This is a genomic window from Shewanella loihica PV-4, from assembly GCF_000016065.1.
GTDB classification, from domain to species: domain Bacteria; phylum Pseudomonadota; class Gammaproteobacteria; order Enterobacterales; family Shewanellaceae; genus Shewanella; species Shewanella loihica.
The window spans coordinates 4,066,074-4,079,458 of the sequence record NC_009092.1 but is presented as its reverse complement, the minus strand read 5'-3'; the positions used below and the strand labels follow the sequence as shown (position 1 = coordinate 4,079,458).

10 protein-coding genes are annotated in these 13,385 nt (G+C 56.7%); 4 read left to right on the top strand and 6 right to left on the bottom strand.

Annotated elements, in window-relative coordinates; translation table 11 throughout:
- Positions 1–94: 94 nt before the first annotated feature.
- Complete coding sequence (locus SHEW_RS17700) at positions 95–565, bottom strand: Rsd/AlgQ family anti-sigma factor (RefSeq protein ID WP_011867219.1); 471 nt, start codon at positions 563–565, stop codon at positions 95–97.
- A gap of 477 nt (positions 566–1,042) precedes the next feature.
- On the opposite strand from SHEW_RS17700, the gene hemE reads away from it, so the two are divergent.
- Both hemE and SHEW_RS17690 read left to right on the top strand, forming a co-directional pair.
- Positions 1,043–2,107, top strand: coding sequence for a uroporphyrinogen decarboxylase (gene hemE / locus SHEW_RS17695; RefSeq protein ID WP_011867218.1), 1,065 nt, complete (start codon positions 1,043–1,045; stop codon positions 2,105–2,107).
- 176 nt (positions 2,108–2,283) lie between these two features.
- Positions 2,284–2,499 carry a hypothetical protein gene (locus tag SHEW_RS17690; protein WP_041406752.1) on the top strand — a complete coding sequence of 72 codons (216 nt, stop codon included), beginning with the start codon at positions 2,284–2,286 and terminating at the stop codon, positions 2,497–2,499.
- A gap of 8 nt (positions 2,500–2,507) precedes the next feature.
- Here SHEW_RS17690 and SHEW_RS17685 read toward each other — a convergent pair whose 3' ends face one another.
- The 4 genes from SHEW_RS17685 to SHEW_RS17670 all read right to left on the bottom strand — a co-directional run bounded on the left by SHEW_RS17685 (position 2,508) and on the right by SHEW_RS17670 (position 6,257).
- Complete coding sequence (locus tag SHEW_RS17685; protein WP_011867216.1) at positions 2,508–3,989, bottom strand: sensor histidine kinase; 1,482 nt, start codon at positions 3,987–3,989, stop codon at positions 2,508–2,510.
- Positions 3,990–3,991: 2 nt separating this feature from the next.
- Positions 3,992–4,720, bottom strand: coding sequence for a response regulator transcription factor (locus tag SHEW_RS17680; protein WP_011867215.1), 729 nt, complete (start codon positions 4,718–4,720; stop codon positions 3,992–3,994).
- A 97-nt stretch (positions 4,721–4,817) separates the two neighbouring features.
- Positions 4,818–5,546 (bottom strand): spondin domain-containing protein, encoded by a 729-nt coding sequence (locus SHEW_RS17675; RefSeq protein WP_011867214.1) that lies wholly within the window; start codon positions 5,544–5,546, stop codon positions 4,818–4,820.
- A 9-nt stretch (positions 5,547–5,555) separates the two neighbouring features.
- Positions 5,556–6,257, bottom strand: coding sequence for a spondin domain-containing protein (locus SHEW_RS17670; RefSeq protein ID WP_041406750.1), 702 nt, complete (start codon positions 6,255–6,257; stop codon positions 5,556–5,558).
- Between the two features lie 323 nt (positions 6,258–6,580).
- Between SHEW_RS17670 and SHEW_RS17665 the strand changes: the two genes are divergently transcribed.
- Both SHEW_RS17665 and SHEW_RS17660 read left to right on the top strand, forming a co-directional pair.
- Positions 6,581–9,154 carry a sensor domain-containing protein gene (locus SHEW_RS17665; RefSeq protein WP_011867212.1) on the top strand — a complete coding sequence of 858 codons (2,574 nt, stop codon included), beginning with the start codon at positions 6,581–6,583 and terminating at the stop codon, positions 9,152–9,154.
- Between the two features lie 89 nt (positions 9,155–9,243).
- Complete coding sequence (locus SHEW_RS17660; protein ID WP_011867211.1) at positions 9,244–10,050, top strand: SDR family oxidoreductase; 807 nt, start codon at positions 9,244–9,246, stop codon at positions 10,048–10,050.
- Between the two features lie 108 nt (positions 10,051–10,158).
- Here SHEW_RS17660 and SHEW_RS17655 read toward each other — a convergent pair whose 3' ends face one another.
- Complete coding sequence (locus SHEW_RS17655; protein ID WP_011867210.1) at positions 10,159–13,161, bottom strand: hypothetical protein; 3,003 nt, start codon at positions 13,159–13,161, stop codon at positions 10,159–10,161.
- Positions 13,162–13,385: the final 224 nt, after the last annotated feature.

The following is a 13,385-nucleotide window of genomic DNA, read 5'->3' as shown; positions in this document are numbered from 1 at the left end:
CGAAAAGGCCAGCTGATTAGCTGGCCTTTTTTATGTCTGCGCTATTGTATGTCAGCGATAGGGAAAGTGCGTTTAGGCGCTTGCTCTTCGTCGTTTATGCCGAGTATTTACTGTGTAGCACTTCCAGTAGCTGATCTTCCAGTTGGAAACGTGTCTCCATGGCATCGCCGAGTGAGGAGAGATCTTTGTCCAGCTGATAGAGGATCTTGTCGTCGCTGGCACTGGTGTACTTGTCGTTGAAGTCCAGGGCCATATCTGTGGTTTCGCTGATCTTAGGCACTATGGTCTGCGCCAAGGCCTGGCTGGATTCGCCGTTTTTCTCGCAGGCGGTAACCACGCGGTCATAGACCTCGAAGTGTCCTTCGGACACATAATCCACCAGAAGATCGCAGAACTCTTTCACCGACTTGAAGGCGGGAAGCGACTTGTCTATCGCCTCGTAGGGCGGCAGCCCGGCGATTTGGCAGTAGTTAATCAGCAGCTTACGACGGTGGTTTAGCCATTGATCAATCAGTGTATTGGCGCCACCCCATTTCTGTTCGGCCCGTTCCAATTGCTTTAGCATGATGGTCCCCATCGCAAGTTATTCTATGACTTCTAATGTAGGTGAGAAATACCGCTTTGATCAACCATTTTTTAGTCGATCCGGGCGATCTTTCAGCTGGTCGAATCTGCTTGTTTTGTATACAAAATGACGGAGGCGTTGTCGGTGAGAGGGGCAGAAATAAAATGCCCAGCGATAGAAATCTATCGCTGGGCGAGTAAAGTTTTTGCGGGCTCGATGCGACGAGCTTCTTGATTGTTCTTGCTAGCGCAGACTTTTTATACCAAAGGCAAAGAGGGGGTGCAACTTTTTTCTAACGAATTGAGGGCTGAGGCGAGCAAATTGCGCCCTAGGCCAAACCTTGAGTGGAAGCGTGAGGGGGTAAAAAAATAATCAAGCGGCGTTTGTCACATAAATGCGCCGATGGAGGTTACTTTACTCGCGTAAATGCTAAACTACTGTCCCAGCGAAAATCAATAAGCGTAGGAATAGAGCCTTATGGCAGAACTAAAAAATGATCGTTATTTACGTGCCTTACTAAAACAGCCTGTTGATGTGACTCCTGTGTGGATGATGCGTCAGGCGGGTCGTTACCTTCCTGAATACAAAGCAACCCGCGCACAAGCCGGCGACTTCATGTCACTGTGCCGCAATGCCGAGTTGGCCTGTGAGGTGACGTTGCAACCACTTCGTCGTTACGATCTCGATGCTGCGATCTTATTCTCTGATATTTTGACCGTGCCAGATGCCATGGGCCTGGGTCTCTATTTCGAAACCGGTGAGGGTCCTCGTTTCGAGCGTCCAACCGATACGCTTGATGCCATCAAGAAGCTGGCAGTGCCGGATCCAGAAGATGAGCTTGGTTATGTGATGAAGGCCGTTAGCACCATTCGCCGTGAGTTGAAAGGCGAAGTGCCGCTGATCGGTTTCTCTGGTTCACCTTGGACACTGGCGACCTACATGGTCGAGGGCGGTTCGAGCAAGACTTTCGAGAAGATCAAGAAGATGGCCTATGCCGAGCCTGCGGCGCTGCACATGTTGCTAGACAAGCTGGCCGATGCCGTGACCCTGTACCTGAATGCACAGGTGGCCAACGGTGCCCAGTCACTGATGATTTTCGACTCATGGGGCGGCGCCCTGTCTCACACCGCCTACCGCGAGTTCTCGCTGCGCTACATGCAGAAGATCGTCGACGGTCTGACCCGTCATGCCGATGGTCGTCAGGTGCCTGTGACTCTGTTCACTAAGGGTGGCGGACTATGGCTAGAGGCGATGGCCGAGACTGGCTGTGATGCACTGGGTCTGGACTGGACAGTGGACATTGCCGACGCTCGTCGCCGCGTGGGTCACAAGGTTGCCCTTCAGGGTAACATGGATCCTTCTATGCTTTACGCTTCACCTGAGCGCATCCACGAAGAAGTGCGTCAGATCTTGGCCGGTTACGGCGAAGGTTCGGGCCATGTATTCAACCTGGGTCATGGTATTCACCAACATGTGGATCCAGAGCATGCCGGCGCCTTCATCAAGTCAGTTCACGAACTGTCGGCGCAATACCACAAGTAAGTGGCATTAAGCTTGAAAGCTAGCCAGTCGGGGCAACTCGACTGGCTATTTTTTTGCCCGTGAATCCCTGTTAATCCTTCCCTCTAGACCTATTAAAAATTCGAATAGTAACCAATGTGTATTATCGGAGAGCATCTGCTAACCTGAATTCAGTCAGGGAAAACAAGGATTTCGATATGAAAAAGTTTATAGTAATCAGTGTGATATGTTTCGCAGCCTTCTTCGGTCTGCTTAATGGGATTCACCATATCTATGTTGCTAACGCAGACACTATTCTGGGCCAATATATGGTTGCCGCATTGGTGGTGGTCATGTGGGCCTGCCTCCTCGCCTCGCTGGCTAGCCTGGCGTACCCCTTCCTCCGCCGCCATCTGGTGATCTCCCCGCAATAAACCCCACCTCATCGATATCGGGGCAGTGCGATCATGAATCGGCTGCCCCGATCGGTTGCACTCTGCACCTCGATACGACAGCCGAGTCTGGCCAATAGCTGCCTGACGATCGCCAGGCCGACGCCTAGCTGCGGCAGCGTTTCGCCCCGGCAATAGTAGAGCTCGGGTTGGCTTGGGCTAGGAGTATGTTGCAGGGCGGCAATGGCTTCTGGTTGCATGCCGCTGCCCGAGTCTTGAATCACCAGATAAGATCCCGAGGCCAGCGTCTGGGGATAGACGGCTATCTCACCGCCTGGCGGTGTGTGGCGTAGGGCGTTGTCCAGCAGGTTGTTGAGCACCCGGCTCATGAGCTGAGGATCCGTATAGAGGAACTCACTCTCGCCCTCACTCTCACCCTGGCCTAGGCGGAGGCTGACCTCGGCCCGCTTAGCCTTGGGGGTGAAGGTCTGGTTGAGTTCATCGAGAATCGACTGCAGCGAGACGCGGCGCATGTTCGCCTTGATCTGACCGTTCTCCAGCGCCGCCAACTCGAGCATCTGCGCCAGCAGCTGCTGTAGCTTCTGCCCCGAGGCGGCCGCGTACTGCAGCAGGCTGTCGTCGCGCGCATCGGCCGGGCTCAGCAGCCAGGTATCTAAGTATCCCAGCAAGGTGGTGAGCGGCGTCTTGAGATCGTGTGACAGGTGCAGCAGGAACTCCTGCTTGGCAGCCTGCTGCGCCGTGACCTGTCGCTGCTTCTGGGCTACCTCTTCTAGCAGACGATTGATCTGCCCATTGAGCTGGGCCATCTCCTGGCTGCGGCTCGGCGCCAGGGGCAGGGCGAGGGGCTGATCTATGGGTTTGTGTTCCAGCTCGCCCAGGGCCTGGGTGAGGCGATTGAGGGGCCGGGTCAGGTAGCGCAGCAGCAGGGCAAACAAGATCAGGGTAAACAGTGCCCAGCCACCCAGGGCGACGCCCCAGCGCTCCGGCAGATCTTTGGCCTGGATGAGTGACTGCCAACTATCGAAGGCTTCGCCGCCTATGATCACATAGAGGTAGCCGCTGAGGGTACCATTTGGGCCTGTAAGTGGGCTGGCGGAGAAGATCTTCTGCTGGCCATCACTCCTGGGATCTGTGCCCAGGATTGGCAGGGTATTCCCCTTGAGGAAGGAATGAATCTTGGTGATGTCCACCCTGTGGGTCTTGATCTGCTCCTCCCTGGCGTCGAAGGCGACCACCTTGCCTTGAGTGTCTAAGGTGTAGATCTCGAAGCTGGGCCCCAGCAACATGAGGTCGTGAAAGGCCTCCTTGAGGGCGGCGTCCGAGGCGATTCCCTGTGACAACAGCGGGTTGATCTCGGCCATGTGGGTCGCCAGTTCCCTGTGCAGGGACTGTTGCACCAGCCGCTGGCTGTGTTGCTGACTCAGGCTAGACCACTGCCAGAAGCCGAGAAACAGCAGCAAGACACAGGCGCTGGTAAGCAGCAGGATGCGACCAAACAGGCTGTTGACCATGGCTAGTGCGCCGCCGGTGGGGCGAACTTATAGCCCACGCCCCATACCGTCTGCACCAGCTCGTTGCTGCTGGGACAGCAGGCCAGCTTGGCCCTGAGGCGATTGATGTGGCTGTTGACCGTGTGTTCGTAACCCGCATAGGAGTATCCCCACACGGCTTCCAGCAGCTGCATGCGGCTGAATACCTGACGTGGGTGTTGGGCCAGGTAGTAGAGGAGATCGAACTCCCTGGCGGTGAGAGCCAGGGGCTGATTGGCGGCGGTGACCTCACGCGTCTTGCTGTCGATCACCAGCTCGTCGAAGGTGAGGGCATACTGGTCGGCTGCCTGCTGAGCGGAGCGTCTGAGCAGCGCCTTGACCCTGGCCCTGAGTTCCAACACGCTGAAGGGTTTGACCAGATAGTCGTCGGCGCCTGACTCCAGGCCGAGGACGATATCTGCCTCGCTGTCTCTGGCGGTGATCATCATGCAGGGCAGGCTCTTGCCCTCCTGACGCAGCTGCTGGCACAGGGTCAGGCCATCGCCGTCGCTCAGCATGCGATCCAGCAGCAGGAGATCGAAACACTTGCTGCGCAGCTGTTGCCTGGCTTGGTTCAAAGTGTTGACCTGGGTCACCTCATGTTGCAGAGATTCCAGGTTGAGACGGATCAGGCGGGCGAGGTCTGGCTCATCCTCGACCAGCAAGATGCGACGCCCTTCACCTAGCGTCCAGTCACCGTTTATCACAGACATAACAAACTCCCTCTAGTTGGCCTACATCCAGTAGACCCAGCCCAGAAGGAATTTATTTCGTCGATGCTAAATTAAGCTGGTCAGGTAATCTGGCTGACTAGCGAGTGCGCTGAATGGTTACCTTGAGCACAGGGTTGTCGAACCTATGACTGGCTTTGAGCACAGAGTCGCTCAGGCCATCGTCCTGGCTGATCACCCCAGGATGTAGATGCACACGATCCACATCATCGCGGGCCGCATTAAAGCCTTCACCGCCATCCGCCGGCCCAGGGATGCTTCCCTTGATTTCGCTGTTGGCCTCCGTGCCGGCATCATAGGCGGGCGTGTAGAAGCTCTGGGTTTCATCCATTGCCATCTGACTGATATCAATGGCGTTAAGGCCGCTGAAGGCGTCGTTGGTGTTGACCAGCATGGTCAGTAGTGACAGGGAGGCAGTTGCCGCCTCGGTTTGGGTCAGGGTCAGGCTTTCACTCGCCCCAGGAGGGAGTATGCCGGCGCCGCTAACGACCATATCGATGCCGTCCATCTCGGCGTTATATCCCGACTGATCGCCGCCCTCGGCCAGCTGCTCCAGCGCCAGGCTGGCGGGCTCGCCGTTTTGCCAGGCATGATAGCCGTTGGAGGTTGCCAGCAGGGCCAGGGGCGACATAGGTTGATTCGCCGTCAGGTTGGTCACCGTCAGGGTAAAGCTACGCTCCACGGGTGGTGCCGGTGGCTCTGGCATATTCGTATCATGGTCGTTGTCTGAGCAGGCGCTGAGCATCAACCCTACAGTGAGTGCCGCCGCCGTTAAGGGGAGGCCATTCTTGCGCTGTTGCAGTTTCATCATGGCCTCCTACTTAACTGTGATGGTAACGCGGGCGACCGGGTTGAGCCAGCGGTGGACCCGACTGTCGAGATCGCTCATGCCGCCAGCAGGGTCTGTGTCACCCAGAATGCCGGGGTGGATATGCACCTTGTCGTTGGGACTGGTGTCGGCCACGCCGCTAGCATTGCTGCCGCCATCGCTGCCCGGCGCCGCAGGGATCCCCGGCACGCCTGGCATGCCGCCGCCATTGATCACCTCATCGTTAGCCTCGGTACCGGCATCATAGGCGTTGAGGTTCAGGGTATAGGTACCGGGCGTGGATGGGATCTCCCAGCCGTCCAGGCCGATGAAGGCGTCGTTGGTGGGCAGTATCATGGCGACCAGGGACAGATGAGTCATCGCCTGGGAGTCAAAGCTAATGCTGGTGACATTCTGCCCCGGTGCCATTAGGCCGCCGGCCGGGTTAGACAGGGTGACGCCACTGGCGCCGTCTACCATGGCCGCGAGATCGGCGATATCACCTCCTTCGGCCATCTTCTGCAGTGCGCTGGTGGCAGGTTCGCCTGCCTGGAACAGATGCATCTGAGCATCATGGGCGGCGATGAGGACTGGGGTGAAGTGATTGCCATGGGTGAGGTTGCTGATGCTGATGGTGAGTTCGGCAGCGCTAATTGGGGTGGCGACTAAACCGGCTAACAATAGGCCGGCGCTGATTTTGCGTAGGGTCATGGGTGTTCTCCTGATTGACATGATCGATTCCTAGCTTCAAGCATGGCGTTCGGAGTTCACTTAAGTATCGCCAAATTATCACAAAAGCTTCACAACTGACGTTTGGCGGTGAACTGGCTCCCAATTTGTCCTTAGAATTACCGTTCAATCGTCAATTCCTGCGCTAAGTCAATGCAGCGGCCGTTCGCCGCAGGCAGGCTATTGGCTAGTTTTGCAACGGGCAGTCGCCCGGCGGTTTAAACCCTAGGGCAAATAGGGTATTTTCCTCGCCGATTCGAACTTAGCCCCAAAACGCGACACCGATAGGATGGCTCAGAGACAAGATGCGCATTAGCAAGAAAATTGTGGTTTTTGTGGCCGGCTTCTGCCTGCCCGCCATCATGGCCATCTCCTATGGGTTAAACGCCTGGTATGAACTGCGCCTGAGCGATCTTCGCCAGGAGATGAGTCAGCGTGCTCAGCAGAATATCGCCCACCATCTCGAGGAAGATCTGGGGCAGTTTGAGATGTTGGCCCAGCTCTACGGCGTGCCCATGGCGCTCTTGCCTGCCGACCAGCGCCAGACCCTGTCGGCGACCTGGCATGCCATGGCCCTGTCTGCCCATGTCAGCCTCTACGGCGTAGAGGACGATGGCATTCGCGCTTTTGCAGAGCCCAGCCCGGAAACCCTGGCTTTGGATCTCGATGCGCTCTGGCCCGAACTCCTGAACCTGGATGGCGTTCGCACCGGTTTTCTGCTCCAGGGCAAGCAGGGCTTTCTTGCCTGCGTGATCCCTCTGTCTGACAACAGGCGTCTGCTGATGGTGCGCCGGGTCGACAATCAATTATTCGAACACTATCAGGCTTATTCGTCGCTGGCGGGACTGAGGCTCGCGACCACCACGCCGAGCCTGCTGGCGCAGACATCGCCACAGCGGGTGACTCTGGAGGTGCCAAGCCTGCTCGGTGACCATTCGCTGCTTTTAGATATCGAGCTGACACAGAGAGACAGCCTGGTGCAGAGCGGTCCGGCGACCCTGGTCTATCTCATCGGTGGCATCAGCCTGTTGCTGTTGTTGCTGGGCTACCTCTGGCTGCGCCATGGGGTGGTCGATCCCCTCAAGCAGTTATTGCGTCAGCTCTCGCGGGTGGATCCGACGGCGAAGACCTATCAACCGATCCGGGCCAAGGGCACCTCAGAATTTATGGTGATCTCCGAGCAGGTCAACAGCCTGCTGGCGCGAATCTTCCAGCAGAAGGAGCGCTCCAAGATCACCCTGGAGGCGATAGCCGAGGCGGTGATCCTCACCGACAGCTGGGCCAAGGTGATCTATCTCAATCCTCAGGCGGAGCGGCTGCTCAAGGTGAAGGCCGAATCTGCTGTGGGGATGAACCTGGATAAGGTGTTTCGCAGCGAGCCCGAGCTGAATCAGTCGCTATTTGCCTTCATGGCGAGCGGCACGCCGACGCCCATGCTGAGCAAGGTCAAGTTTACCAGCCATACGCCCAGGCTGATGGAGCGTAGCATCAGTAACCTCAAGGGGCCGAACAACAAGATCATCGGCACAGTGATCGTGCTGCGGGACATTACCCAAGAGGAGCTGCTCAAGCATCAGCTCAGACGCAGGGCAAACTTCGATAATGTTACCGGCCTACTCAATCGCTGCGCCTTCGAGGAGCGATTACAGGCCTTTGCCGAAGACGCCCAGACTCTGGCTATCTGCTATTTCGACCTGGAGCAGTTTAAGCTGATCAACGACTCTTGCGGCCACAACGCCGGCGATGCCATGTTGAAGATGGTGGCCAAGGCGATTCAGGCCAGCCTGGAGGGGCAGGGCTTGCTGGCCCGCCTGGGCGGCGACGAGTTTGGCCTGGCGCTGAAAGACTTAGGTGTGGTGCCACTGGCTCAGCAGGTGAAACAGATCATCAATGCCGTCGGCAAACAGGTAATGGAGCATCACGGCTGCCATTATCATGTGGGGATCAGCGCCGGGGTGGCATTGGCCAGGGCACCTTATATCAATGCGCTGGAGCTACTCAAAGATGCCGATATCGCCTGTATCGCCGCCAAGCGCAAGGGCAGCAATCAGGTGCATTTTTATGATGATAAGGACAAGGAACTCACCTATCAGCGCAATGCCCCCAAATGGGCGGTGCGTATCGCCCAGGCGATCGAACACAACGAGCTGCTGCTCTACTATCAGCCCATCAAGGCGTTGGGGCCTCAGGGCAAGCAGCGCATGGAGGTTTTGTTGAGGATCCAGGAACCCTGTGGGCGTATCCTGGCGCCGGCGCAGTTTATCGCCGCGGCCGAACGCTTCAAGCTGATGACAGATGTGGATAAAGAGGTGATACGTAAGACCTTCCTCTGGCTCTCTCTGCATGAGGAGCTGTGGGCGGATCACTGCCTGTCGATCAACCTCTCGGCCAACAGCCTGGGGGCCGAGGGCATGGTGGACTATATCATCGCTCAGTTGGAGCGTTTCGCCATCCCAAGTCAGTGCATCTGTTTCGAGATCACCGAGACCAGTGCGATTCAGAATCGTAACCGGGCGATGGAGATGCTCAATCAGCTGAAGAAGCAGGGCTTCTCCTTCGCCCTGGACGACTTCGGTACCGGGTTTGCTTCTTATGGTTACCTGCGGGAGCTGCCGGTGAACTATGTGAAGATCGATGGCTGCTTCATCAAGTCCCTGGCCAGCAATGCCAAGGACTACGCCATCGTCAAATCGATACACGACGTCTGCCGCGTGATGGGCATAGAGACGGTGGCTGAGTTCGTGGAGAACCAGGAGATCATCGAGCGCCTCAAGTCGATCGGCATCAACTATGCCCAGGGCTATGCCATCGGTCGTCCCAAGAGCCTGGATCAATACCTCACCGCGCCGACCGACAATGTGCATCGGCTGATGGCCTAACTGCATAATCGACCCGTTTTAAGGCTTGTACTTTGGGCTTAAGTGTGTGAATTTGTGGCTTATCCATCCATTCACACCTTAGGTTTTCGATGCAAACTTTAGCCGACAAGGTCGTTATCATCACGGGTGCCTCAGAGGGAATTGGCCGAGCCCTGGCCAAGGCGATGGCGCCCCTGGGATGTCGCCTGGTGCTCACCGCCCGCAGTCAGGGGCGACTGCACTCCCTGCAGCAGGAGCTCTCGTCCATCGCCAGCGTGCCGCCCTTAGTGATCCCCGCCGATGTCACCGACGCCGCTGCCTGCCAAGGCCTCATCGATGCCTGTGTGGCCCATTTCGACCGCCTGGATATTTTGGTCAACAATGCCGGCATGACCATGTGGTCGCGCTTCGATGAGCTCGAAGACCTCTCCATTCTCGAACGTGTGATGCAGGTTAACTATCTGGCCCCGGCCATGCTGACCCATTTTGCCCTGCCGCACCTCAAGGCCAGTCGTGGTCAGATTGTGGTGGTGGCCTCGGTGGCAGGACTCACCGGTGTGCCTACCCGCAGCGGTTACAGCGCCTCCAAGCATGCGGTGATGGGTTTCTTCGACTCGCTGCGCATCGAGCTGGTGGAACATGATGTGGCCGTCACCCATATCTGTCCCGATTTCGTGGTGTCAGAGATCCATAAGCGCGCCCTGGATGGCCAGGGGAATCCCCTCGGTAAGAGTCCGATGCAGGAGGCTAAGATCATCACCGCCGAGCAGTGCGCCCAGATGATGCTGCCGGCCATCGCCGGGCGTAAGCGACTGCTTATTACCTCGACGCGTGGCCGCCTAGGCCGCTGGTTTAAGCTTATCGCTCCAGGCCTGATCGATAAGATCGCCCGCAAGGCGATCGCCTCAGGGCATTGATTAGATTCGCTAAGGACTGTCCTAGCTCCTAATGTCTCAGGTAAAAGCAGAAGAGCAATAAAAAGCCCAGTCTAAACTGGGCTTTTTGTGTAAGGAGTAAAGTCGAGCTTATTCCTTGGTGATATCCAGGTTGATCAGCCACCAGGCTCTGGCCTGAATGTCACCCGCCTCGACCATGTCGCCGCTGCGATATGGCTTGGCAAAATGAGTCACCACAATCGGCTTGAGGGTCTTAAAACGTCCTGGATTAACGAACCAGGCGTTGTAAGGATCGTCGCTATGCATGCTGATGCTGACCTCGGAGCTGACCGGCTGGCTCAGGCCTGGGCAGGTGTAGCGACTGCTGGAAGCCAGCGGATAGGCGACTCGACTGCCGTCACTACACAGGCTGGTGTTTTGCAGCCTCAGGGTGATAAAGGTGCAGCCCTTGTAATTGTCCGGGTCGGTACACACCTGTGTCAGCATAGTGGTATAGCCACCACTCAGTTCATCGTCGTCATCCTTGCTGATGGCGTCACCGCGTCCACCGATGGCGGTGAAGTAGGATACATCGCCCGCGGCAACCTCTGCCGGAGAGACTAGCTGCAGCTCGCTGCCATCGAAGGTCAGGCTGGCTTCTTCGCCAAGGCCTGGCTCGATATCCTTGAGGAACAGCTTGTAGTTCAGGCTGGTGCTCTGATAATTGTTGCCGCCATCGTCGGTGACTATGATGTCGAAGTAGTCGTTATCGCCAGAACGTGGATAGGCATGCAGGGTGAGTTCGCCCGTCGAGGTGAGCTCGGCATACTCGGGTGATACCTGTAGGCCGAAGGCATAGGTGAGGTTACCAAAGGCGTTGGTAAACTCTGGCGGTAACACCTTGCGGTCCGGGTAGTAGACCACTGATTGAGTGATCTCATCCAGGCTGAGGCCGGGGTGAGCCGCCTTGGCCACGCTGACGTTAAAGTCGCGCCGGGTGCGCTCGTAGTTACGGCTCTGCTCGATAACCGTGACCTTAGCCGTGCCAGCCGCCAGCACCGTCATCTCGCCTGTCGTCTCGTTCAGGCTAACCACCTTGCTGGACGAAAGATCTGCATAGTAGCTGAGCTGACTGTCGACACCGCGACCGCTGACACCTGGAGCCTTGAGCTTGGTGCCAGCACTGTATACCGCGCTGATCAACTCGCTTGAGAGTGCCAGTTCAGGGTTTTCGGCTCCCTTGTCGATCACTACATTTAGCTCGGCCTTCTGCGATAGATGACCGGCATCGCCGCTGTCTGTCACTATGTAGGTGACGCTGCCCGCGTTCTTAACCGTCAGGGTCTTGTTGGCTAGGTCGACACCGACCACATCACTCTGACCGCTATGTAGCTTCAGACTCAGGCTGCCGACGACGCCCGACATGGGAATAGTGAGCACCTTGCCCGGCGCATATTGGCTACGGACGGACGATATTTGCAGACTACCGTATAGCGGCGCCACATCGACGAAGAAACGGCTGCTGGCGGGATGATAGAAGTCATTGCCTGCATCTGTTGCGGTGATCCAGCCTCGGCCTGCGCCGATGATAGTGATCGCCTTGGTATCGGGATCCTGGTTGAAGACGCCGTCACCGCCATTGTCAACCTGGTAGCTGACCTGGCCCTGATTATTACTGGGTTGAGGGACGAAGGTTGCGTTTGCGGCAAAGTCCACACGGCTATTTTCCACCACGAACAGGCTGTTATCCTGTTTGGTGATGGTGACAGTGAACTGCTGCGATTGCGCCGTCCACAGCTCGCCGCCATCATCTTTAACGATGACCGCTACCGTGCCAGGCTTCAACACCTGCATCTGGCCGGTTTTGCTGTCCAGTGTGACCACATCGGTGGCACTGCTGGCGGTCAGGCTATAGCTCAGCTTGCCCTTGGCACCGACAACTTGCGGCGTCAGGCTTTGATTGGCCTGATATTGAGTATCGATATCGATAGCCTGCAGAGAGCTGGCGATCATGGCCTCGACCTTGACCTTGAAGGCGCGAGTCGCGCTCAGGTAGTTGTGGTTACCGGCGTCGGTTACCTCGACTTCTGTCTCGCCGACGCCCTGGAAGCTAAACTCACCCAGCTCGGCATCTGTGATACTGATGACATCCTCGGCCGCGCCCGCCTTAATGGCGTAGTGCAGCTTACCCTGGACGCCGGTGACATCGAAGCTCGCCGTCTTATCGGCGTCGAAACGTGTGGTGACATCGCTTGCCTTGAACGCTAGGTTCTGCGCCTTGTCGACCTGAATGCTAAAGCGTTGAACTGGAACCTGAGTATGGTTGGCCGGCGCGACTTGCTGCACCTCAACCTGGGTCTCACCGGCGCCAAGTATGTTCATTGCCCCTGTGGTGGGATGCACCTGAACTACCTGAGTATTGGCGCCAGCAACCAGCTGGTAGTGAGCCTCTGTGGTGGGCGTGCCGCTGTAGACGGGCAGTAGCTTACCGCCAAAGATCAGTGGCTTGCCTGCGATATCCTGATAAGTGGCGTAGGCGGTCTCGGCAGGCGAGATGTTGATTTGAAACTCGCGTGAGTCGGCCTGGAAGTTACGACCGCCATCATCTTTGGCTAGCAGCTTCACGCTGCCGCTGCCTAGCACAGTGATCTTACCCTGGGCGTCGACTGTCACCACGTTTGCGGGCTGATCCTCGGCCAGCATCAGGCTGAGGCTGCCTTTGACACCGCTGATGCTAGGAGAGAGCTGGGCGCCGGCGACATAGCCCTGGCTGATATCGTTAGTCAGTAGCGGCGTGCGAGGTGCCTTATTGATGCTGATGCTAAAACGTTGGCTGACCGGCTTGGTCTGGCTGTTGCCGCTATCTGTGGCGATCAGTTCTGTGGTGCCGGCATTGAGGATAGCGAGATACTGCTTGTCGGCAGAGATCTTGACCACATCGGCTGGGGCGCCGTTAACCAATTGATAGCTGATGCTGCCTAACTTGCCCGTGATGGCCGGGGTGAGGCGCTGATCTGGCGCATAGGTTTGCACCAGTTCCTGAACCTGAATGCCAGGGTGCGCTTGTTTTTCGGCTTGCGGTGCAGGACTGTCCGAGTCGCCTCCGCCACAAGCGGTGAGTAATAGGGTGAACAACAGGATGAAGTATCTCATTAAGCCTCCAGCTTAAAAAACAGAGGCGGCGAGTATACAGATGTGAATATTCTGCTGCAATATGAGGGTAAAATATTGAATTATGCTAATATTGTGGTTTTTATTGTATGGAAATAATGTATTCAGGCTATTTTTAATACATGATTCAGGATTCGCAGTTAACTTATTGAGTTGTATAAAAAAGCACCTAATACTCTTATGGGGTATAGGTGCTTTTATGCGAT